22 protein-coding genes are annotated in these 22,754 nt (G+C 30.7%); 6 read left to right on the top strand and 16 right to left on the bottom strand.

Translation table 11 applies throughout. The features are described 5' to 3' along the window. Positions 1–2: 2 nt before the first annotated feature. From J2Z43_RS01280 to J2Z43_RS01240, 9 genes are all read right to left on the bottom strand, one after another. Positions 3–782 (bottom strand): phosphatidate cytidylyltransferase, encoded by a 780-nt coding sequence (locus tag J2Z43_RS01280; RefSeq protein ID WP_209455500.1) that lies wholly within the window; start codon positions 780–782, stop codon positions 3–5. An 11-nt stretch (positions 783–793) separates the two neighbouring features. Beyond that, positions 794–1,528, bottom strand: coding sequence for an isoprenyl transferase (locus J2Z43_RS01275; protein ID WP_209455499.1), 735 nt, complete (start codon positions 1,526–1,528; stop codon positions 794–796). 34 nt (positions 1,529–1,562) lie between these two features. Further along, positions 1,563–1,766: a hypothetical protein gene (locus J2Z43_RS01270; protein WP_209455498.1), complete on the bottom strand. Its 204-nt coding sequence runs from the start codon at positions 1,764–1,766 to the stop codon at positions 1,563–1,565. A 2-nt stretch (positions 1,767–1,768) separates the two neighbouring features. After that, positions 1,769–2,326 carry a ribosome recycling factor gene (gene frr / locus J2Z43_RS01265; RefSeq protein WP_209455497.1) on the bottom strand — a complete coding sequence of 186 codons (558 nt, stop codon included), beginning with the start codon at positions 2,324–2,326 and terminating at the stop codon, positions 1,769–1,771. 21 nt (positions 2,327–2,347) lie between these two features. Further along, the gene (pyrH, locus tag J2Z43_RS01260; RefSeq protein ID WP_209455496.1) at positions 2,348–3,052 is read right to left on the bottom strand and encodes a UMP kinase; all 705 of its coding nucleotides are present in this window, start codon (positions 3,050–3,052) and stop codon (positions 2,348–2,350) included. Between the two features lie 86 nt (positions 3,053–3,138). After that, a complete protein-coding gene (gene tsf, locus J2Z43_RS01255) occupies positions 3,139–4,053 on the bottom strand; it encodes a translation elongation factor Ts (RefSeq protein WP_209455495.1) in 915 nt (304 codons plus the stop codon). A 96-nt stretch (positions 4,054–4,149) separates the two neighbouring features. Then, complete coding sequence (gene rpsB, locus J2Z43_RS01250) at positions 4,150–4,875, bottom strand: 30S ribosomal protein S2 (RefSeq protein ID WP_209455494.1); 726 nt, start codon at positions 4,873–4,875, stop codon at positions 4,150–4,152. 193 nt (positions 4,876–5,068) lie between these two features. Then, a complete protein-coding gene (locus J2Z43_RS01245) occupies positions 5,069–6,253 on the bottom strand; it encodes a D-alanyl-D-alanine carboxypeptidase family protein (protein WP_209455493.1) in 1,185 nt (394 codons plus the stop codon). Between the two features lie 130 nt (positions 6,254–6,383). Further along, a complete protein-coding gene (locus J2Z43_RS01240; protein WP_209455492.1) occupies positions 6,384–7,442 on the bottom strand; it encodes a potassium channel family protein in 1,059 nt (352 codons plus the stop codon). A gap of 330 nt (positions 7,443–7,772) precedes the next feature. Here J2Z43_RS01240 and J2Z43_RS01235 point away from each other — a divergent pair, with 330 nt between their 5' ends. After that, positions 7,773–8,855, top strand: coding sequence for an alanine/ornithine racemase family PLP-dependent enzyme (locus tag J2Z43_RS01235; RefSeq protein WP_209455491.1), 1,083 nt, complete (start codon positions 7,773–7,775; stop codon positions 8,853–8,855). Positions 8,856–9,063: 208 nt separating this feature from the next. Here J2Z43_RS01235 and J2Z43_RS01230 read toward each other — a convergent pair whose 3' ends face one another. The 5 genes from J2Z43_RS01230 to J2Z43_RS01210 all read right to left on the bottom strand — a co-directional run bounded on the left by J2Z43_RS01230 (position 9,064) and on the right by J2Z43_RS01210 (position 14,583). After that, complete coding sequence (locus tag J2Z43_RS01230) at positions 9,064–10,971, bottom strand: endonuclease MutS2 (RefSeq protein ID WP_209455490.1); 1,908 nt, start codon at positions 10,969–10,971, stop codon at positions 9,064–9,066. Positions 10,972–11,159: 188 nt separating this feature from the next. Further along, positions 11,160–12,110 (bottom strand): protein kinase domain-containing protein, encoded by a 951-nt coding sequence (locus J2Z43_RS01225; protein WP_209455489.1) that lies wholly within the window; start codon positions 12,108–12,110, stop codon positions 11,160–11,162. Positions 12,111–12,309: 199 nt separating this feature from the next. Beyond that, positions 12,310–13,566: a VanW family protein gene (locus J2Z43_RS01220; protein ID WP_209455488.1), complete on the bottom strand. Its 1,257-nt coding sequence runs from the start codon at positions 13,564–13,566 to the stop codon at positions 12,310–12,312. A 118-nt stretch (positions 13,567–13,684) separates the two neighbouring features. Continuing rightward, positions 13,685–14,320: an endonuclease/exonuclease/phosphatase family protein gene (locus J2Z43_RS01215; RefSeq protein ID WP_209455487.1), complete on the bottom strand. Its 636-nt coding sequence runs from the start codon at positions 14,318–14,320 to the stop codon at positions 13,685–13,687. Positions 14,321–14,421: 101 nt separating this feature from the next. Next, positions 14,422–14,583, bottom strand: coding sequence for a hypothetical protein (locus tag J2Z43_RS01210; RefSeq protein WP_185748262.1), 162 nt, complete (start codon positions 14,581–14,583; stop codon positions 14,422–14,424). Between the two features lie 429 nt (positions 14,584–15,012). Between J2Z43_RS01210 and J2Z43_RS01205 the strand changes: the two genes are divergently transcribed. From J2Z43_RS01205 to hydG, 4 genes are read left to right on the top strand one after another with little or no spacing between them, the layout of a single operon-like run. After that, positions 15,013–15,264 (top strand): TM1266 family iron-only hydrogenase system putative regulator, encoded by a 252-nt coding sequence (locus J2Z43_RS01205; RefSeq protein WP_027702221.1) that lies wholly within the window; start codon positions 15,013–15,015, stop codon positions 15,262–15,264. Between the two features lie 11 nt (positions 15,265–15,275). Continuing rightward, the gene (gene hydF, locus J2Z43_RS01200) at positions 15,276–16,499 is read left to right on the top strand and encodes a [FeFe] hydrogenase H-cluster maturation GTPase HydF (RefSeq protein ID WP_209455486.1); all 1,224 of its coding nucleotides are present in this window, start codon (positions 15,276–15,278) and stop codon (positions 16,497–16,499) included. Beyond that, positions 16,492–17,577, top strand: a complete 1,086-nt coding sequence (gene hydE / locus J2Z43_RS01195) for a [FeFe] hydrogenase H-cluster radical SAM maturase HydE (protein ID WP_209455485.1) — start codon at positions 16,492–16,494, stop codon at positions 17,575–17,577. Before hydF ends, hydE begins: the two co-directional genes overlap by 8 nt. Continuing rightward, the gene (gene hydG / locus J2Z43_RS01190; protein ID WP_209456338.1) at positions 17,577–18,953 is read left to right on the top strand and encodes a [FeFe] hydrogenase H-cluster radical SAM maturase HydG; all 1,377 of its coding nucleotides are present in this window, start codon (positions 17,577–17,579) and stop codon (positions 18,951–18,953) included. Before hydE ends, hydG begins: the two co-directional genes overlap by 1 nt. 270 nt (positions 18,954–19,223) lie before the next feature. Here the strand turns inward: hydG and J2Z43_RS01185 are convergent, their stop codons facing one another. Next, complete coding sequence (locus J2Z43_RS01185; RefSeq protein ID WP_209455484.1) at positions 19,224–20,570, bottom strand: aminotransferase class III-fold pyridoxal phosphate-dependent enzyme; 1,347 nt, start codon at positions 20,568–20,570, stop codon at positions 19,224–19,226. 336 nt (positions 20,571–20,906) lie between these two features. On the opposite strand from J2Z43_RS01185, the gene J2Z43_RS01180 reads away from it, so the two are divergent. Next, entirely contained in the window at positions 20,907–21,332 is a 426-nt protein-coding gene (locus J2Z43_RS01180) for a hypothetical protein (RefSeq protein WP_209455483.1), read from the top strand. A 542-nt stretch (positions 21,333–21,874) separates the two neighbouring features. On the opposite strand, the gene J2Z43_RS01175 is transcribed toward J2Z43_RS01180, so the two are convergent. Then, positions 21,875–22,711: a putative ABC transporter permease gene (locus tag J2Z43_RS01175; RefSeq protein WP_209455482.1), complete on the bottom strand. Its 837-nt coding sequence runs from the start codon at positions 22,709–22,711 to the stop codon at positions 21,875–21,877. Positions 22,712–22,754: the final 43 nt, after the last annotated feature.

The raw sequence follows: 22,754 nt of genomic DNA, 5'->3' as shown, positions 1-22,754 counted from the left end.
AGCTAATTTGTGAAAAACTTTATTGCATTGTATACGAATGGCGCAACCAAAAGCACACTATCGAATCTATCTAAAATACCGCCGTGTCCAGGTATTATTTTTCCATAATCTTTTATTCCAGCAAATCTTTTTATCGATGATGCAAATAGATCACCCAACTGAGCTATAACACTACCAACACATCCTAAAAAGAACATCAAAGTCATATTAAGTCCAAAAATATAGCCGAATACAACACAAGAAAATGCACTTCCTAGTATTCCTCCTACACAACCCTCAATAGTCTTTTTAGGGCTTATAGATGGAATCAACTTGTGTTTTCCAATCATACTTCCTATAAAATAAGCAAAAGTATCTGTCGCAAAAGCTATTACAAATATAATCCAGACGTAAATACTACCTTTTGCAAAATTATCCATTGTAATAATTATAAAATCAAATAACAGTCCAATATAAAATATTCCTAAAAATGTCACAGAAAAATCCATAACATCGTATTTTCCGCTTAAAATATGCACTATTCCTATTAAGAAAAGTATAAAAATAATCGCATAAGTATACCAAATCGGCAAGCCAAAAATATTTTTTGCAGCTAAATAAACAGAAAATATATAACCTAATATAAATATAGGATTCATATTCTTTGCTCTAAAAGCTTTGTAAAATTCATGTAATGCAATTGCCACTACTACCATTTCTAAAATATATAGAGGAGTTCCTCCATATAATACAAAAATGAACAATGGTAATAGAATTAATGAAGCAATAGTTCTTTTAAGCATAAATCTTCTCCTTACTTAAGCCCTCCAAATCTCCTATCTCTATTTTGATAAGTGTAGATCGCCTTTTGAAGTTCAAATTTATTGAAATCAGGCCAGTGAATATCTGCAAAGTAAAACTCTGAGTAAGCCACTTCCCACAATAAAAAGTTACTTAATCTCTGTTCACCACTAGTTCTTATTAATAAATCAGGATCTGGAATAGACTTTGTGCTCAAATAATTTTTCAAAGTGTTATCATCGATGTCACTTATATCTAGTTTACCACTCTTAGAATCATTTACAATATCTATAAGCGCATTTTTTATATCAGATCTACTTCCGTAGTTTAACGCTAAATTTAAATTTACACCTGTATTATTTGCTGTCAACTCTTTAATATTCTCAAGCTCAACCCTACACAGCTCTGGTAAAGCATCAGTAAAGCCAATTGCAGTTACTTTAACATTGTTTTGATGAAGCTCTTTTGCTTCATTTTTTAAGTATTTAACTAAAAGTCCCATAAGAGTATCTACTTCTAACTTAGGTCTCTTCCAATTTTCAGTTGAAAATGCGTATAAAGTCAAATACTTTACTCCTAAATTTGAACACTCTTTTACAACCTCTCTTATTATTTCTACCCCTGCCTTGTGTCCTACAGTTCTTGGAAGGAATTTAGATTTTGCCCATCTCCCGTTTCCGTCCATAATAATAGCTATATGAGTTGGTATGTTGTTTTTATCTATTTTTTTGCTAAAATCCTCGTTCATATTTCTGCCTCCAATAGATTTCTGGCTCCTTAATCTATACCAAGGAGTCAGAAAAATATGTGATTATTAACTCTACACTATCATGAATTTCAGATATCTTTACTACTCTAGGAACAATAAGCTTATCCTTATCCTTCTTGCCTTCTATAGGTATTACTCTGTAATTGATATCTCTATCTTCGAAGTACATCTTAACATCATCTAAATGAAGTCCAAGAAGGTTATAATATTTATTCAATATTATACCTCCATTATATCCTTTTCTTTGTTTGCTAATAATGTTTCTATATTTTTTATATATTTATCAGTTATTTTTTGTACTTCATCTTGTGATTTTTTTAGTTCATCTTCTGTTATTTCGCCGTCTTTTTCCATCTTTTTAAGTTTATCATTTGAGTCTCTTCTATCATTTCTTACTCTTACTTTAAACTCTTCAGATACTTTTGAAGCTCTCTTTGCAAGTTCTTTTCTTCTCTCTTCTGTAAGCATAGGTACAGATATTCTTATCACTTCACCATCGTTTGTAGGGTTAAGTCCTAGATCTGCTGTTCTTATAGCTTTTTCTATATCTGCCAATGCAGTTTTATCCCAAGGGCTTATAAGTAAAGTTCTTGGCTCAGGTACAGAGATAGCTCCTATCTGATTTACAGGAGTAAGAGTTCCGTAATAGTCTACTCTCACTTTATCCAACATTTGAGCATTTGCTCTTCCAGCTCTTATAGTTGTAAATTCTACTTTTAGAGCTTCAATAGTGTTTTCCATTCTAGTCTCTAATTGCTTATGTAGTTCTAGTTTCATAAAATTCATCCTCCCTATATATTATTTTACAATAGTTCCTATATTTTCATCGCTAACTGCTCTTATAATATTCTCTGTTGTAAGTTTAAATACCTTTATTGGTATTTTGTTATCCATACATAGAGATGTAGCAGTTGAGTCCATAACTTTTAACTCTTTTTGTATAACTTCCATATATGTTAATTCAGTAAATTTAATAGCATCATCATGTATTTTAGGATCTTTGTCGTATACTGCGTCCACATTTTTAGCCAATAATATCACTTCAGCTTCCATTTCTGCTGCACGAAGTGCTGCCGTAGTATCAGTAGTAAAGTACGGATTTCCTGTACCTGCGCCAAATATTACAACTCTTTCTTTTTCTAGATGTCTTACAGCTCTTCTTCTAATGTAAGGTTCTGCAATCTGTCTCATATCTATTGCTGTTTGTACTCTTGTAGGAACTTCTATGTTTTCTAAAGCATCCTGTAAAGCCATAGCGTTCATAACTGTAGCCATCATTCCTATATAGTCGGCAGTTGTTCTGTCCATTCCTTCGCTAGTTCTTCCTCTCCAGAAGTTACCACCACCTACAACTACTGCTACCTCTACTCCAATTTCTTGGATATTTTTTATAGCAACAGCTATATCATTTACTACATCATTATTTATACCAAAACCTTTATCTCCTGCTAGCGCTTCTCCACTTAGCTTCAAAAGTACTCTTTTATATACTGGTTTATCCATTAAAAACCTCCTGTTTTACTACTTACCATTCTACTAAAATTATAACACTTTTTAAAAAAGAGAACACGTATGTGTTCTCTTTTTGGTTAATTCTTAAGTTGCTTAGCAACCTCTTCTGCAAAGTTTTCTTCTTTCTTTTCTATACCTTCACCAACTTCGAATCTCACAACTTTAACAACATTTATGTCAGATCCAACTTGTTTAGCTACATCAGCAACTAATTGTTTAACTGTTAAATCTGGATTTTTAACGAAAGTTTGCTCTAATAAACAAACTTCTTTTAATTCTTTCTCTAGTCTACCTTTAACCATCTTCTCAACTATGTTAGCAGGCTTTCCTTCATTTAAAGCTTGTTGAGTTAATATTTCAGTTTCATGAGCTATGTAATCAGCATCAACTTCTTCTCTCGATACATATTTAGGATTCATAGCAGCAACTTGCATAGCAACATCTTTACCTAATGTTAATACTTTAGCATCCTTAGAATCAGTAGCTAATTCAACTATAACACCTATTTTACCAGCACCGTGGATATATCCAGCAACTTGACCATCTGTAGTTACTTTTGCAAATCTTCTTATGTCTAGTTTTTCTCCTATAGTTGCTATTCTATTGTTTAAAACTTCCTTTAAAGTTATACCTTCTGCGTGAGTTTCATTTAAGAATGCTTCTATTTCAGTATTAGATGTAACTAATGCCATCTCAGCAGCATCTTTAACTAATTTTTTGAAATCTTCATTTTTAGCAACGAAGTCAGTTTCTGAGTTTACTTCTACTATAGAAGCAACTGAATTATCAGCGTTTATCTCTATTGTCACAAGACCTTCAGCAGCTACTCTATCAGCTTTCTTAGCGGCTTTTGATAATCCTTTTTCTCTTAATATATCTATCGCTTTTTCAATGTTAGCATCAGCTTCTTGTAAAGCTTTCTTACAGTCCATCATTCCAGCGCCTGTAGTTTCTCTCAACTCTTTTACCATTTGAGCAGTAATATTTGCCATTTGTAAATTCCCTCCTACTTTTTGTAAATCCGAATTATTTATTTTAAATATACATTATAAATGGTAAGGGTGACCCTTACCATTTAGTTTTAATTATTATTCTTGCTCAGCAGCTTCCTCTTCAGCAACTTCTTCTTCAGAAACTTGTCTTCCTTCGATAACAGCTGTTGCCATAGCACCAGTTATTAATTTAACTGCTCTTATAGCATCGTCATTACCTGGAACTGGGTAGTCTAATTGCTCAGGATCACAGTTTGTATCAACTATACCAACAACTGGTATGCCTAGTCTGTGAGCTTCTTGTATAGCTATACTTTCTTTTCTTGGGTCTACAACAAATATAGCACCTGGTAATTCTGGCATATCTTTAATTCCGCCTAAGAATTTTTCTAGTTTATCTTTTTCAGCTCTTAATTTTATAACTTCTTTTTTAGGAAGTACGTCAAATGTTCCGTTTTCTTCCATTTTTTCTAAGTCTCTTAATTTATTGATTCTTGTTTTTATAGTTTTGTGGTTTGTAAGCATTCCACCTAGCCATCTTTCGTTAACGAAGTACATTCCGCATCTTTCAGCTTCTTCTTTTATAGCTTCTTGAGCTTGTTTCTTAGTTCCAACGAATAAGATTGGTTTTCCAGTTTCAGCAACGTCTTTAACGAATCTGTACGCTTCTTCTACTTTCTTAACTGTTTTTTGTAGGTCTATTATATATATTCCGTTTCTCTCTGTGAATATAAATTTAGCCATTTTCGGATTCCATCTTCTTGTTTGATGTCCAAAATGAACCCCTGCTTCTAATAATTGTTTCATTGAAATAACACTCATACTTTTACCTCCTGGTTTTATACCTCCAGCTTGATCTTCTCCCTAAAAAACCATATAGGCACCTTTTAAGGATCCCAATGCTGTGTGTGATAATTTATTTTTTCACCTCTCGTAGTATATCATAAAGGTGACTATAATACAATAATATTTACTCTTTTTATATCCAATATTTCTTAGTTCTATACATTTACTTTCATTCCGCCATTTTTATCTTTATTCTATCAATAAATGATATATTTTTTACATCATTATCACTTATTATATCCACACTTCCGATTAACTCTCCCGAACTATTAGTATATTTTACAATCCCTAGCTTGTCTCCCTTTTTAACAGGGTATTCTAGTTCTTTAACTTCCACACTTGATTTTAACGTCTCATCATCTTTAGTCACTGCGTAAAATTCACTTTTAGTCTTCATAACTACTTCAAGATCTTTTATACCTTTAATATACTTCTTACCTACAATAATATTTTTATCAATAACCTTTTTTACTTTTACATTTTCTTTCCCGTACTTCAACATAGCTGTAGCTGCTGAGATTCTCTTATTTTTATGATTAGCTCCAAGAGTAACACCTATAACCCTACGATTTTTATCATTATTTTGATCCTTATTTACAAGCATTGAAAATGACAAACAGTATCCAGCATTTCCAGTATAACCAGTCTTTATACCGTCAACCTCAGGAATCATTCTAAGAAGTGCATTAGTATTGCTCTTTTCAAAATTTCTTTCCTTATATGTGTACGTTTCCATATCTGTTATTGCAGTTACTTGTTTTTCATATTTATCAAACATATACTTACCTAGTATTGCTATATCTCTAGCAGAAGATTTATTTTCCTTCGCTGGAGCTTTTGGATTTTTCAAATCGTAAATCGGAAGACCATTTACATTTAAAAAGTGTGTATTAGTCATCCCTAGTTCCTTTGCTTTTTTATTCATCCTATCTACAAAGTTACCTTGAGTTTTCGATATATGTTTTGCTATTGCTGCTGCAGCATCATTACCCGAAACTATCATAAGACCTCTCATAAGCTCAATCAGCGGAATCTTCTCGCCTGCTTTTAGCTTATAAGACGACCCTTTAATTGATGCTGCATCCTTATCAATAGTTATAACATCACCTTTCTTAACTTCACCCTTTTCAATTGCTTCAATAGCAAGTAAAAAAGTCATCATCTTAGTAAGACTTGCAAGTGGCAACTTTTCATCCGCATTTTTTTCGTATAGTACCCTTCCCGAGTCTTGATCTATTATAATAGAAGCTTTTGAGAACATGTCTATATTTTTTTGATCGGCGTATACTGCATTTGGAGTTATAATTGCCATCAAGATTATAACTGAGAGTATTTTCTTAATGCTTTTTTTCAATATTTTCACCTTCTTAAAAATTAATGCTAAACTGAGGTAGGAATTAATACTTGTCTCCTCAATATAATCTTTAGTATTTTATGTTATAAGTTACTGCAATATACATTTTTTATAGATATGTTTTTTCTTGTTATCTGAGCATTCTTTTTATTATTAGAGAAGTCCAGATTGCTCCGCAGCTAATTCCTAGTAAAACTTCTACACTCGCTACAAATTTTCCTAAACCAGTGATTACTATAAGGTCGCCGTACCCTAATGTGGAAAATGTAACCATGCTGAAATACCATAGATCTATATATTTATTAAATATGTCTTTTAAAGAGTACGTATTTAATTTATTTAAATTTAAACTTATTAACTTGTGATCTAAGTTCTCAACTCCTAAAAATAAATAAAAAAATGCAAATAGACTTATTATAAATACTATCACTATAAGTATGTTCCAAGGCTTTTCACCGTAACCTGTAGTGTATTTTGCTATTGTATCAAAAAATTTTTCGCCCAGATACTCACTGTACTTTGCATAGTCAGTTGATTTCATTAATTTACTGCTATAATATCTTTCATTATAATAATAGTGTCCTATTCTTTCGTAGTCACCTATTTTAAGAGCCTGATTTCTGGCTATTCTGTAATTCAACTTTCCATGCCTATAATCTTTTTTTTCGTAGTCTATGTTATCAAATATGATCTTTGAATAGTCATTAAATACTATTCCATCCATTCTAGGAAAGTTTTCTGCATTTTTGATTACTAAATCCTGACCTTGAAATTTAGCACCCTTAAATACTTTATTATCTAGAAATTTTTTATTAAAAGAAGTTTTATTTAGTGTACAGTTCTCAATAAAAATCGAATTTTTAAATTGAACTTGATTTTTAAATATTGTGTAGTTAAATTTTATACTTTTTTTAAATACAAGATTGCTAAAATTAGCTTTTCTCTTAAATATACTTTCGCTAAAATCTAGAAATTTATAATCATAATTAATTACTGACTTAGCATCAAAATCTTCTTCAAATACAAAACCACTAAAATCTGATATTTTTTCATTTATAATTTTCGATCTCATTAGTCTGTTTTCTTCAACGCTTTTATTAGATTTATGAAATAAGCAATAATCACCATTCGCGGCATGGTGATTACATTTTTTGTTTTTATATGCTTTTGATTCCCATGCACACTTCATTGCTGTCCTCCTAAATGTTTTGTATAGCTATTATGTGTAATATTATAAAATTTAATATAGTTTTTTAAGAAATTATTATTGAGGCAGGTAGGATGTCTGATTGTTATCTTTATATATTTTGAAGGAGTTATAACATAGACATTGAATTAAATATTTATAAACTTTTCTTCCTTAATGTTTTTTCATATTTAAAGCTATAGGTACAAATCCTATAGCTTTAAATATGAAAAAACAGATCCATAAAATCAAGGTAGTATTTACTTTACAAGTATAAGATAGAGTGATCTTTATTTGCACATGGCTATAAGTATAAATATAAGGGGTGATACTATGGAGACACCAATTTTAGAGATTGATCTAGACAAAATAAAATCTAACGCAACTAAATTAAAATCTATATTTGATGAAAAGAATATTAATATCATGTTTATAACAAAAGGATTTTGTGCTAATACAGACATAATTAGTGCAGTGGAAACTGTTGGAATCAAGTATTTTGGCGACAGTAGAATGAGTAATATCATTAAAGTTAAAAAGGATAAACCTTATCTAGATTACACTCTTATTAGGATTCCAAAAATAAGTGAACTTGAATCAATGATAGATTATTGTTCAACTAGCCTGCAATCTGAATTATCGATGATAAAAAGGACCTCTAAAATTGCTATTTTAAAGGGAAAAGTTCACAATATTATTTTAATGGTAGATGTAGGTGATTTAAGAGAAGGAGTCTTAATAGAAGATGTAATTGAAACTGTTGAAGAGATTATAAAATTAGATGGAGTTAACCTTATTGGTATTGGAACTAATGTCGGTTGTTACGGTAGTATTATGCCAAGTAAAGAAAATACAGACATATTAGTAAAATTAAAAAATAAAATAAAAAAAGAATGTCAATATGATATTAGTATTATAAGTGGTGGGTCAACGTGTACAAGCAATTTAGTATTTAAAGGTAAATTAGCGGCAGATATTAATTTCTTGAGAATTGGAGAAGCCATTCTATTCGGTGAAGATAGTACAAATGACAAAAAAATTCCTGGGCTTATTGATGATGCTTTTATTTTAAAAGCAGAAATTATTGAATTAAAACATAAACCGTCCTATCCAATTGGACAGATGGGTAAAGATGCCTTTGGAAGAATAAATGAGTATATAGATTATGGAAATATAGATCGCGCAATACTAGCAATTGGGCGTCAAGATGTTGTAATCGAGGCATTAGATCCAATTGATTCGAACATCAAAATTTTAGGTGGAAGTAGCGATCATATGATATGTCGTTTAAACCCTATGACAGAGTACAAATTAGGAGACTTAATCAGTTTTAGATGCTCTTATAGTGCAGTATTATCCGCTACTACATCACCTTTCGTGATGAAAGAATGCTCAACAGAAAAAGTATATGGATAACAAACAAGGTGTTAGCCCAAAAGTGGCTTTCACCTTGTTTAATATTTGTAACCACAACCTTTATGTTGATTTTATATGTAAAGGGTAATTTGAAGTTAATTTGAATAACATTTTGAAAAGGTTACTAAAGAACTAAGTCCTATAGTAACCTAATATTTAAATTCTTTTAAATTTCTATCTATAATTATATTTTATAATCATTTGTATTTTATCTGTTCTTTATCTGTTTTTGTATTTTCTTTAAGGCTTTCTTTGAACCTCTTTCCATATCTCTCTCCAGTTTCCTATCTTTGAATTCTACAAATAAGCTGTCTAAATCATATCCAACTGGATATAAATCAGCGGCTTTAGATTTCAACACTAGTCTCTTTATATTTACTGCTATAAATTGGTCTTTGTAAAATACTTCTACATTGTTGAATTTATCTACTGAGTTATAAATTATTCCAAAATCATCTTTGTCTAAAAGCTTTACTCTATCTCCTCTTTCATAATCCAAAAAAGTATTAGCTACTAGGTCGTCTGAATCTGAAGTTTCTTTTTCTTTAAGTATTTTACTTCTTTCTATTACTTTAGTACTGTATTCTCGACTATTTATATAACCTTTAGCTCTTTCTATTATCTTATCAGATATTCCCATCTTCTTGGATATAAAAAGTGCATTGCTGTCCTCAGATTTACCTATTGTCAACTTATACATTGGCTCAAGGGTATTTGGGTCAAATAGCATTCCTGCATTTTCAAAATCAGGATGTGAAGTTGCAAATTTTTTAATTTCTCCATAGTGAGTTGATGCTACTGTTATACATCCCTTTAAATACAATTCTTCAAGAATAGAAATTGCAAGCCCAGCTCCTTCATTTGGATCTGTTCCACTTCCTATTTCGTCTAATAACACAAGTGTTGTATTGTTAGATTTTCTTACTATATATGAAATATTTTTTATATGTGATGAAAAAGTACTAAGTGAATTTTCAATACTTTGATTGTCGCCTATATCGACAAATATATTTTCAAATATACTTATTTCTGTGCCTTCATCTACTGGTAAATCAAATCCACACTCAGCCATAGCTGTAAGAATACCTACTGTTTTAAGTGTAACTGTCTTACCTCCAGCATTTGGACCTGTTATTATAAGACTTCTGTAATCCTTGCCTATTACAAAATTTAATGGTACTGCTCCGTCAGCTAATAAAGGGTGCTTTCCATTTTTTATATTTATATTTCCACAATTATTGATAATTGGAGTAACCCCTTTTATCTTCTGACTGTACTTTGCTTTTGCAAATACCATGTCGTACTCTGAAATTACTTCAATATTTAAGTTGATTTGTCTTATGTTTTCAAATATCAGCTCTGTTAGATAAGACAAAACTTTGTACTCTTCTACAGATTCATCTGCTAGTAGCAATATTAAATCTGAACTAGTCTTAGATATACTCTCTGGTTCAATGAAAACTGTATTTCCTTTAGATGAAGTATCTAGTACAGTTCCTCTTACTTCATTTTTATGTGAAGCCTTTATTGGAACCACATATCTATCATTTCTTTTGCTGATTATAAATTCCTGTATATATTTTTTATTGACGCTGGAAGTTATAAATTTGTTCAATCTCTCTTTTACCTTACTTTCTGCTGTATCAATATTTCTTCTTATCTTTTTAAGCTCATTGCTTGCATTGGAATCTACTTTGTTTCCTTTTACACAGTAATTTATTTCCTCTTCGATATTTTTTAATTCAGTTATATTTAAAGAATAAGAACTCAGCCTAGGTGAGTAAAACTCCTTTTCTTCCATAAATTTTTTGATCTTTCTGCAACCTCTTAAAAAGTCTTGTATATCTACGAGCTCAATTGGCTCAAGTATCATGCCTTTTTCAACCTTATCGATTACTGGCATAATATTGAAGAGTCCTTCTAAAGGTATGTGTGTACTATTTTCTACTACATTTCTAGCTTCTTTGTTTTCATTTAATCTTCTCGATACTATATTTATATCTCCACTTGGCATAAGATTATCTATTAGATTTCTACCTAGATAACTTACACAGTGCATTTTTACTTGTTCTTTTACTTCATTTAGTAGTAATTTTTCTATTGTTGAACTATTCATTTTGTTCTCCTTTATTTATAAGTCTAATAATGGATTGACGACTTAATAAATAAGGGTACGATACTTGACTCCTTATTTATCAAGAAGTCTAACTGCGGTCTCAAAATAGTTAGTATTTTTTTTCATAAAACACTTCTCCTCACTAATATTTAACTTACTATATACAATTCTAACATATACAGTCAACCTTAAAAATACACAATTACAATTGTAACAACCATTAAAATTATAAGGACGGCTAGTATTATGTTTTTAAAAATCTTATTTTTTTCTCTTTTTTCTTTTTCCTTTATAACATCATAAAATTCGTCTCTCAGTTCATCCTCCTCTGAGGCTTTTTCGTACATTATACTACTAAGATCTATTATTACTTCCTGAGAATTACTATAGCTTTTATCTCTATCTAATAATTTACTCATTACATATATAAGATCTTTGTTCTCATTCTTATATCTACTATCATTCCAATTTATTCCCTTATCTATATTTTTGAGAAGCTCTTTTTCAGATGATACACATCCAAATACCTTTTCTCCAAAATGGGCTTCATAAAATATTTCTCCTAGACTAAAAAAATCACTGTCCTTATCTGTGTAATCAACACAGAGCTGGTGAGGACACATGTAATCTAAACTATCCGAACTTCTAGTATGAACCCCCTTGTTTGCTCTAGTAATACCAAAGTCACATACTTTAACATTGTAGTCTTTATCTACAATTATACTGCTTGGCTTTAAACTTCCATGATATGCCTGTATTGAGTGCGCCGATTCAAGGGCTTTTAAAACCTGTATAACTATCTTTATTACATAGTCTAACTGAAGAATTTTACTATCTAGTAATTTATTCAACTCAATGCCTTTAGAGTCTTCACATACTATATAAAAATATAATGATCCTTCTAGCTTATCAACTCCTACATCAAGTGTTTTCAATATATATGGAGAGTTTAAATCTGATAAAACTGTAACTTCATCTATTAAATTTATTAAAAATTCGTCACAGATACTATCGCTTTTCTCTATAAGCTTTATAAGAACATCTCTGTCATTTCTTATATCTTTAGCTTTACACAACTTATTATCTTCAATAAAATCATTTGATTCTAATAGTTGATACTTTTTATCTATTAAGTACAAAAGCTTCCCCTCCCCAAAATAATTTCTAATAAATGTATATTAAGATTATAGCAATATATGAAGTTATTTTCTATAAAACTATCGATAATTAAAAATTTATATAAAAAAATCAGGTATTTGCATAATAAAAGAGTTCATTACAGTTGGCGATTCCAACCCGCAATGAACTCTTTTAATTGACTATTTTATCGTAAACTTATTAATTTTTATTTAATGCTCTATACTTGCTATCAGAAATATGTTCACTCTTTATAACATTACCTGATTCGTCTTTAAAGTATCTATAAGTTGAATACTTTCCAGAACTATACTTAACGTCAATCCCTATATTTTGTTTGTCTGATGAGTTTCCGTATATAGTAGAAGTTATTACACTTCCGTTTGCAGTATTTTTTACATATACCGGGTGCTTATATGGGTTTTTAAATCTTAAGTTTAGACCTCCATCACTTACTGTAGCATCTCTACCTCTAGGAACATAAGAAGATGCCGCTGAGTGATTTGTAACCTCTGTTATCTGCATTCCCGCAAACAGAGCTGTGTTGTATATTGTTGAAGATGTCTGACAGACACCTCCACCAGGAGCTTGTTTCAGCTTACCATAAACTATAACAGGTGCATTTTTGTACCCATTAGCTCTATTACTTGGGCCTGTCATCCCATTATAAGAGAACTCTTCGCCAGGCATAAGTAATACGTCACTTGTCTTTCTAGCAGACAATCCGACGTTATATGCTCTACCGTAAGAGCTAGTACCGTAGTTAGTTGAATATTGAGCTAAAACTGTATCCACCTTTTTAACTTGGTCTAATGTTATCTCTGGTTTTTTTAAATTTACTTTGATATGTAATAATTTTGTATCCTTTTTGTTTATCTTTTCATAAATAGCTTCTTTATTAACTGCTACATCAAATTCCTTACCTGTAATTGCATCTTTATAGTTGATTCCACCATCTATAACCACTGCTGCATTTTCCATTTTTATATTTATGTCATTAGCTATTTCTGAAACTTTAGTGCTAAGCTTTGCTTCGTCAAAACTAGTTTTGATGTTTATATCTTCTTTATTAAATAGCACACCAAAATATTTTTTTACATTCCCAAAATAAGAATCTTTCTTTGTCATATTGTAAGCTTCTTTAACAGCTCCATCTATGTCGTACTTTAAGTTTATATCTTTTGCATGTATTTTATAGTTTTTCTTATCGTACTCTAAGTTTAAGTTTCTCGGCTCATACTTATCTGTTACTGTCTTAAGGGCTTGATCTTGTGTCATATTCGATACTTCAACCCCTTGAATAAATACATTCTTTGCAATTTTACCGTTGTATAGGAAAAATTTATTAAAGGACAATATTATTACTATTAATAAGACCGCTATGCCTAATAGCACTATTCCTAATTTCTTTTCTTTAAACTTGCTGAGTTTTTCTACTTCTGTTGAACTTTCACTCATTTAATCACCTCTTTAATCATGCAAAAAAACTATTCTAATTTTATAGGACTAATTAGATTATATTTTAATAAAATTTCATTAACAACACCTTTGGCTAAATGTAACTAAATTGTTACATTTATTTGCTAATTTCACAAAAAAGTGGAAAATGATCTGACAATTTTATTTCATCTACTTTATAGTTGTTTATACTTAATTGACCATCTACAAAAATGTAGTCAATCCTTGAACATGATGGCCAAAAAGTAGCCTGTTCCTGCTCTTCGGATTCAATTGCTGTGTCGTTAAAACTCCCAATATTTATATTTTTTTCATTAAAGTCCCCACATATAATTTTATTACCAACTAAACATTTCGTGTAGTCCATAATTTCATTTAGCTGTATATTTCTCTCTTCTTTATCAAGTCCCAAGTGTGTATTTATTATATTAATATAGCCTTTATTTGTTTCATAACTTAGACAAAGTGCCCCTCTTTGCTCTTTTTTGCTTGTAAGCAAGAAATGATGACTGCTAAAATCTTTACTTTGTGTAAATATACATATTCCATAAAGCATCCCTGGCTTTTTAACATTAGCTGCAAACACGCCATTCATATTTATCTGTTTTTTAAGTATCAAAAATTGGGGGTACAATACCTCTTGTAGACAAATCGCATCACAACGTTGTTTCTTTAAGTACTTTCCTATTTTAAAAAGTGTTGGTTTATTCTTTGCATTCATTCCCTTATGGATATTATAAGTAACTATCTTCATATATATCTCCTCTCACATAGATGAATAATTAAATAAAAAACCTAACTAAAGTATCTCTCGTTATACTAAGTTAGGTTATCCAAAATCGTAGATATTTTATATTAATGCTGAACCTCTTTTTTTATTCTAGTAAACCTTCCTTCACTTACCACAAATAAAAATCCCATTTTTTTATATATCTCGTCCAGTTCGCTCAACGTAACATCACCGTTTTCTAAATTCATAAGTGTAATATCTTTTATTTTTCTAGGTTTAATCATCATATGTATTAGTTCTCCTTTTCAAAATATTTATAGTTAATTATATTTATTATTTATCACTTATATTCATATTATTCTAAAATAATCGATTGAATATAAGAAAATTTCTTTACCAAACATCTGTTCCTTAATTATACACCATACATTTGTTCGATACAATAGTAAATTTAATTTTTTATATTTTATTTTAGTGTAGACTAATCTATAAAATAGAATTATTATATATGTAGTATCAATTTTCTTTAGTTAAAAATTTAATTTTTTTCTTCAGTTAATTGTCTCTTTAATAAATAGATTACCTACCAGAAAAGAATATTCTGATCTGCCGGGAAATTTAGTAAATATGTTGATTTATACATGGAATTACTAACTTTTCTTTATCGCGGATTTTTTCTGGATTAAAGAGAAGTTTTTTATTTTAAGGAGAATTATATGAAAAAAATCGCAGTTATTAGTGCTATTTTGGAGGAACCAGAAAAATCACAACATAAATTTAACGAGACTATCTCCTCTTTTAAGGGGATTATAAAGGGCCGTATGGGAATTCCATGTGAAACTGAAGGCGTATCTGTTATTTGTATTGTTGTAGTTGGAAATCTAGATGATATTAACAATCTGACTGGTAAACTTGGAAATATCCCTAATGTTTTAGTAAAAACAAGCATATCAAAAAAAGAATTATAGGAGGGATAATAATGTCGTTAAACTCAACCCCAAAATCGGTAAGAACACACATCGGTATATTTGGAAAAAGAAACTCTGGCAAATCAAGCTTGATAAATGCACTATCAAATCAAGATATCGCTATTGTATCTGATGTAAAAGGAACTACTACTGATCCAGTATTTAGACCTATAGAAATACTGCCTATTGGACCTTGTGTACTCATTGATACAGCTGGCATTGATGACCATGGCGAATTAGGTGAGCTTCGAATAAAAAAATCTTTAAATATTCTAGACAAAACAGATATAGCATTACTAGTTGCAGATGTCAATTCAGGAATACTTACAGAAGATATACATTTAATAGAAAAATTTAAAGCTAAGAATATTCCTTATCTTGTTGTTTTAAATAAATCAGACACAGCAAGTATATCAAATGAGCAGCTCGAAGAAATAAAAGAAAAGACCTTTTCTAATATAATTTTGTCTTCTGCCTCAAATGGTATTGGAATAGATAAAATAAAAGAGGAAATTATCAAAATAATTCCAAAGGATAAAAATGAAACAATTCTTGTATCAGACTTAGTAGATGAGAATGACTTCGTGGTACTTGTAACGCCTATTGATAAATCTGCACCAAAAGGCAGACTTATCCTTCCACAGCAACAAGTTATAAGAGATTGTCTCGATAACAATGCAATACCAATAGTCACTAAGGAAAATACCCTAAAAGAAACTCTAAACAATCTCTCAAAGAAACCTAAGTTAGTAATAACGGATTCACAAGCTTTCTCAGAAGTAGATAAAGAAACGCCAAAGGATATACCACTTACCTCTTTCTCCATCTTATTTGCCCGTCAAAAAGGAGAACTACAGGATTTAATAGATGGAGCTAAAGCTATAGATAGTTTAAAAGATGGAGATATAATACTTATGGCAGAAGGATGTACACACCATGCGCAAGACGACGATATAGGAAGAGTAAAAATACCAAATATGTTGAAGAAAAAGTCAGGTAAAGACCTAACTTTTGAATTTAGCTCGGGAGTATCATTTACTGAAGATATCGCTAAATACAGCTTAGTTGTACACTGTGGAGCATGTATGATGAATAGAAAAGAAATGTTATCTAGAATCGAAAATTCAAAAACACACAACGTACCAATCGTCAACTATGGAATACTTATTGCCCATGTGAAGGGAATTTTAAAAAGATCGATTGAAATTTTTGAAGGAGTTAATATACATGACTAACAATAAAGTAAAGCTACTGATTGATAAACTCCACACTAATAACAATTTAGACCGAGATCAACTACTTTTTCTTGTAGAAAATATTGATAAACCTGATTACAATAAAAAAGAAAATTTATTTGATTATCTCTGTAAGAAAGCCGATGATTTAAGACATCAAAATTATGGCAGTAGCGTATATTTAAGAGGATTAATTGAAATCTCAAATATATGTAAAAATGACTGTTACTACTGTGGCATTAGAGCGTCAAACAACAACGTAGAAAGGTATAGGCTGGACAAAAATAGTATACTTGAATGTTGTGAAATAGGATACGAAATAGGGTATAGAACTTTTGTACTTCAAGGTGGCGAAGATCAATATTTTACAGATGAAATAATGTCAGACATTATAAGCAGTATCAAAACAGAATATCCAGACTGTGCAATTACCCTATCGATCGGTGAAAAAAGTATTGATTCATATAAAAAATACTACGAGTCTGGTGCAGATAGATATCTACTAAGGCATGAGACTTCAACTACTGATCACTATAGTAAGCTTCACCCTGATGTGATGAAACTCGAAAACAGAATGAAATGTATTAATGATTTAAAGGAAATTGGATTTCAGGTAGGTGCAGGCTTTATGGTTGGATCGCCATATCAAACGGACAATGAACTAGTAAGTGATTTAGTTTTTCTAAAAGAATTCAATCCTCACATGGTAGGTATTGGTCCATTTATCCCGCATATTGATACAAAATTTAAAGATTATAAACATGGAGATTTAAGAAAGACAATTCTAATGCTTGCAATAACTAGGCTACTTCTTCCAAAATGCTTACTGCCAGCAACAACAGCACTTGCATCTATAGATCCAAACGGGAGAAAACATGGACTAAAATCAGGATGTAATGTAATCATGCCTAACCTATCACCAAAAGAGTTTAGGAAACAGTATTCTCTTTACAACAACAAACTTTCTACAGGAAAAGAAGCATTTGAGTACCATAAAGAACTAGAAATAAGTCTTGAACATTTAGGATTAAAAGTAGATTATTCTCGTGGAGATAATATTGAATGGAGGCGTTTATAGTGTTTATAAACCATGAATTAATAGAAACATTTCTAAAAGAAGCAAAATCTTCAACTACAGACGATATTGAAAGTGTACTACAAAAAGCACAAAATAGAGAAAAACTAACTTACAAAGATATAGCTATTTTATTAGAAATAGAAAACAAAGAACAAACAGACAAGCTATACAATATAGCTGGTCAAATAAAAGATGAAATCTACGGAAACAGAGTTGTACTCTTCGCTCCTCTGTACATCTCTAACTATTGTGTGAATGATTGCGCATATTGTGGATTTAGCAGATCAAATAAATTTTCTAGAAAAAAATTAACTATGGATGAAATCAGAGAAGAAGTAAAAATCCTCGAAAAAATGGGTCATAAAAGATTAGCTTTAGAGGCTGGAGAGGACCCTGTAAATTGCGACATAGACTATATTTTGGATGCACTTGATGCAATATACTCTACTTACAACGAAAACGGAAATATAAGAAGAGTGAACGTTAACATAGCAGCTACTACAGTCGAAAATTACAAACTTTTAAAAGAAAAAGGAATCGGAACCTACATATTGTTCCAAGAAACTTACCACAGCCCTACATTTAAAAAGATGCATGGAAAATCAATAAAAAATGACTATGAATACCACTTAACTGCTTTTGACAGAGCTATGGAAGCCGGAGTCGACGATGTCGGTGCAGGTGTTTTATTTGGACTAGCAGATCCCAAATTTGAAGTACTTGGACTTATGATGCACAATGAGCATCTTGAAGAAAAGTACGGTGTAGGATTCCACACAATATCTTTCCCAAGGTTGAAAAAAGCTGAAGGTATGAACTTAGAAGACTTCCCTAACATAGTAGACGACGAATTATTCAAAAAAATAGTAGCTATTACCCGTTTAGCGGTTCCTTACACAGGAATAATCATGTCTACAAGAGAAGATTCTAGCATGAGAGACGAACTATTAAAATACGGAGTATCACAACTAAGTGTTGGTTCTCTAACAGGTGTAGGAGGATACAAAGCTTACGAAGACGGTGAAGTAATCGACCAATTTGAAGTCGGAGATCACAGAGACGCAAACGAAATGCTAAAAGGTTTAATTTCTAGTGGATATATACCAAGTTATTGTACCGCATGCTACAGAAAAGGTAGAACTGGAGACAGATTTATGAGCTTAGCAAAAAGTCACCAAATACACAATGTCTGTACACCAAATGCCCTTACAACGCTTATGGAATATCTAATAGATTACGGAGACGAAGAGTTAAAAAACATAGGAGAAAAATTTATCCAAACCCAGATAGAAAATATAGCAAGAGAAGACATAAAAAACATTGTCTCAAATAATTTAGTCGAGCTAAAAAAAGGAAAAAGAGATTTATACTTATAAATTACAAAGGTGGCTATATCGAAATTTGGATACAGCCACTTTTAATTAGTCACACTATGGTTATTATCGGTTATAGATATACATATCATTTTACTAACTGAAACGGTCTTAACTAAAATGTCATTCGCCTTAATCAAAAGGAAGTTAAAATGGCAGTTATCAGTTGTAGAATAATACAAAATATGAGGTATTGTCTGGATACGACTCGACGTCCAGCATACCTCATATTTTGTATATTCTACAACCGGCAACAGCCATTTTAACAGGCACTTACCAGCCTTGAGTCACCTCATAAACTTCATCACCGATTCTATCGTTTAAATAATCATCTATAGCCGAGTCTATAATCCTCATAGCCTTGTCGACTTGCTCTCCAGTTATTACAAGAGGCGGTTGGACTCTAAGAGTAGATTGACCTAAGAATATCATAACCAACCCTGTTTGGATACATCTATAGCATATTTTAGTAGTAGCATCAGGATTTTTTTCTTTTGATCCTTTTCCTTTTACTATATCTACGCCAATAGATAGACCTATCCCTCTTATATCTCCAATAATATCGTATTTTTCCTTTAATTTTTCAAATCCAGCCTTTATGTAATCTCCCATTTCTATGCTATTTTGAAGAGCATTTTCTCTTTCTAATATCTCAATTGATTTCAAAGCAGCTACACATACTGTTGTATTTCCAGATAGTGTGAATACATGCGCTGGTGCATCTAAACTCTCTAATATTTCAGTCTTACCTACAACTGCCCCTAATGGAAGGCCCCCACCTACTGATTTACCCAAAACTAACAGATCTGCTTCAACATCAAAGTTTTCAATTCCAAACCATTTCCCTGTTCTTCCCATTCCCTGCTGTATCTCATCACATACAAGCACTATCCCATACTTATCACAAAGCTCTCTTATAGCTTTGACCCATTTTTTTGGAGGCACAATTATTCCTGCATCACCTGCTATCGGTTCGATAAATATTGCAGCAACTTCTTCTGAAGGCAAATAGTGATCAAATGCAAACTCTATTTCATTAACACATTCTAATGAACAACTCTCTTCTTCTTTAAAATATGGACATTTACCACATGTAGGATAATTAAAATGATATATATCTGATAATAGCGGACCCATTTTTCTTCTCATATTTGTACTTAAAGCTGAAATAGACATCGCGCCATAAGTGCTACCATGATATGACTCGAATAAAGATATAATTTTTGTTCTTCCTGTAAATGCTCTAGAAAGCTTAATTGCTGCGTCTATACACGCGGATCCGGTTGCACTGTATAAAACTTTCTTATTATTATCTCCAGGTGCTATTTCAACTAACTTTTCTGCTAACCTAATTGGAGGTTCACTGTTAAAATACGCCAATGTATACTGAGTTAAGTCATCCATCTGATCTTTTACTGCTTCCGACAACTCTTTATTTCCGTGTCCTATATTTGCCGATCCAGCACTGGCTAAAAAGTCAACATATTCATTTCCTTCAAAATCGTATAACATCGCTCCTCTACCTGATTTAAATGCTACTGGATAGTAAGGAATCTTTTGCGTCTTTGCTATGTACTGTTTTTCTTTTTTATCAATTGATTTACTAGTTGTTTTACTCAAATATATCCCTCCTTATGGTATTGCACTTTTAAAATTTTTTAAATAAATCTATAGAGAATTACATCCAATTGATTGAGAATTTTTTAAAATATTCTCATTTGATTATTATAATATTATTATTTATGTTAAATATTGTCAATATTATTTTTTAAATTTTCGAAATATTAAGTAAATATTTAGAATTCACATATTATTTTTATCTATATTACTCCACATATTGGTATCGCTTCTCAGTTATATTGTTATTGTTGATAAATTTGATCATATTTTATTGTATATTTTTCTTCTTCGTAGTAATATTATTAAAAAGGAGTATTCAGGGGAGGTAAAATTATCTTGAAAAATAATAATGCCAATAATACGATCGCTTTTAGAAAAAAAGATGATGATTCAACTAATAATAGTGTTTCTGATAAAAAAATTGAAATAGGTGATTCTCCTAAGGTTATACCTTTTCCTAAAAACGGAAAAAGAGATGATCTCAAAAAAAAGAAAAAGGCTAAAAAGAATAAGAAGAATAACAAAGACATCTATATAAACTTTTCTTCAATAAATGAATTTAAAAATAATTTCAATAGAAATAGAGCTAGTAGACCTTACAATAAGATATATGCTAAAATTTTTTATTTAGTACTTCTTGTACTACTTGTTGCTCTTGTTGTCTTTGAAATTGTTCAAGATACTAACTCATACGCCGAAAGCACCATTTTTTCTAGCGTTATAAATGACTTTAAATATGTTCCAATAGATATTTCAGTCTGATGACATATTAGACCGTAATTTAATACAAAATATTAATTTTTAAGTTTATTTTGGCTATCGATATATCAAAATCGTTAGCCTTATTTTATTGATTATTCTAAAATTATAATAACTTACAAAACACTTGTCATCAAGAACTATTTTTTTAAATGATATCATTAAACTAACTTATGGAGGTAATAGTTTATGGAATCATATTAATGTATAGAAAAAGTGACTGATTGTATTGAATATAACTCCTCCAGGTTCCAATTGTTAATCCTCTTGTAGATATCTGGATAAACTTCATTCTACGAAATGTAATTTTGAAAACTATGTCCCTGAAGAAAACGCGATCGGAATAATTTTAGGTATGGGAGACAAGGTGTTATTCTTCTCTTATATGGAACTGTGGATACCAATAGCTGAAAACTAAAATGTTTTTATAAAACAAAATAGAGGCTTCTCTTGAATAATGGAGATAAGCCTCTACCTATTTGTATTTAAATTAAATTATCTAATCAACTCCAAAGTACTATACTTCTCTATACATAGGAATTAATTTATTCAAATTTATTTAATCTATTTTTTATATTTTCGTCTATTTTTTTCTTCTTTGCAACGGCAAGCTGTCTATAGTAGTTTAACTGCTCTCTTCTTCTCATGCTCTGCATATTTGGAAATGCTCTCATAAGTCTTCTCTGAAGCATAGATTGATTTCTAACATCTTCTATCTTTCTGTATACTTCTCTAAACTTAACCTGAATATGGCCTTCCTTATTCTTAATTTCCGAGAATGCTTTTCTAATTTCCTCTTCGTCAAATCTCTCAAGTTTGATATTTATCTTGCTTAAATCTTCAATAACTTCATCAAGCCATTGTAACTTTATACTTAACTTGTTCATAGTTCTCAAAGTAACTAGCATATCTAAAGAAGTTATAAGTATTGCTAATACAGATATTACGATAGTGACTCGTGGTGAAAAATCATTCACTATATCTGTAATAAATGGATGTAAAATTTTCATTAAAGCTACTGACATAATACCAAAATAAATAGCGTTTTTTAAACACACTCTTCCTTTGATATTGAACTTTCTTTTTGAATAGTCCCACCATTTTGTATTAAATAGAGTCTCTAGTAAATATCCTGAGATGTATTCAAGTATTGATGTTATAAACATCCCAAATAAAAACAGAAAGAATACATTATCTCTAAACCCTTCTATTAAAAAAATTACAAGCATTGCTCCGAATCCATATATTGGACATATTGGTCCATTTAAAAATCCCCTGTTTATTACTTTCTTGTTTCCAGCAGAACAGTATATACTTTCACACAACCATCCTAAGAATGAGTACAAGAAAAAGTATAAAATATACCTACTCACTAATTCCATATAAATCTCTCCTAAAACTATATCAAACTATATTATAAATAAT

Origin of the sequence: Metaclostridioides mangenotii (assembly GCF_017873185.1) — a bacterium.
GTDB classification, from domain to species: domain Bacteria; phylum Bacillota; class Clostridia; order Peptostreptococcales; family Peptostreptococcaceae; genus Metaclostridioides; species Metaclostridioides mangenotii.
This window is presented reverse-complemented; position numbering and strand designations above follow the sequence as displayed.

Excerpts from the sequence above, each read along its gene's own strand:
- J2Z43_RS01280 (WP_209455500.1), bottom strand. The coding sequence starts at position 782 with ATGCTTAAAAGAACTATTGCTTCATTAATTCTATTACCATTGTTCATT.
- J2Z43_RS01275 (WP_209455499.1), bottom strand. The coding sequence starts at position 1,528 with ATGAACGAGGATTTTAGCAAAAAAATAGATAAAAACAACATACCAACT.
- frr (WP_209455497.1), bottom strand. The coding sequence starts at position 2,326 with ATGAAACTAGAACTACATAAGCAATTAGAGACTAGAATGGAAAACACT.
- pyrH (WP_209455496.1), bottom strand. The coding sequence starts at position 3,052 with ATGGATAAACCAGTATATAAAAGAGTACTTTTGAAGCTAAGTGGAGAA.
- tsf (WP_209455495.1), bottom strand. The coding sequence starts at position 4,053 with ATGGCAAATATTACTGCTCAAATGGTAAAAGAGTTGAGAGAAACTACA.
- rpsB (WP_209455494.1), bottom strand. The coding sequence starts at position 4,875 with ATGAGTGTTATTTCAATGAAACAATTATTAGAAGCAGGGGTTCATTTT.
- J2Z43_RS01240 (WP_209455492.1), bottom strand. The coding sequence starts at position 7,442 with ATGAAGTGTGCATGGGAATCAAAAGCATATAAAAACAAAAAATGTAAT.
- J2Z43_RS01235 (WP_209455491.1), top strand. The coding sequence starts at position 7,773 with ATGGAGACACCAATTTTAGAGATTGATCTAGACAAAATAAAATCTAAC.
- J2Z43_RS01230 (WP_209455490.1), bottom strand. The coding sequence starts at position 10,971 with ATGAATAGTTCAACAATAGAAAAATTACTACTAAATGAAGTAAAAGAA.
- J2Z43_RS01220 (WP_209455488.1), bottom strand. The coding sequence starts at position 13,566 with ATGAGTGAAAGTTCAACAGAAGTAGAAAAACTCAGCAAGTTTAAAGAA.
- J2Z43_RS01215 (WP_209455487.1), bottom strand. The coding sequence starts at position 14,320 with ATGAAGATAGTTACTTATAATATCCATAAGGGAATGAATGCAAAGAAT.
- J2Z43_RS01210 (WP_185748262.1), bottom strand. The coding sequence starts at position 14,583 with ATGATGATTAAACCTAGAAAAATAAAAGATATTACACTTATGAATTTA.
- J2Z43_RS01205 (WP_027702221.1), top strand. The coding sequence starts at position 15,013 with ATGAAAAAAATCGCAGTTATTAGTGCTATTTTGGAGGAACCAGAAAAA.
- hydF (WP_209455486.1), top strand. The coding sequence starts at position 15,276 with ATGTCGTTAAACTCAACCCCAAAATCGGTAAGAACACACATCGGTATA.
- hydE (WP_209455485.1), top strand. The coding sequence starts at position 16,492 with ATGACTAACAATAAAGTAAAGCTACTGATTGATAAACTCCACACTAAT.
- J2Z43_RS01175 (WP_209455482.1), bottom strand. The coding sequence starts at position 22,711 with ATGGAATTAGTGAGTAGGTATATTTTATACTTTTTCTTGTACTCATTC.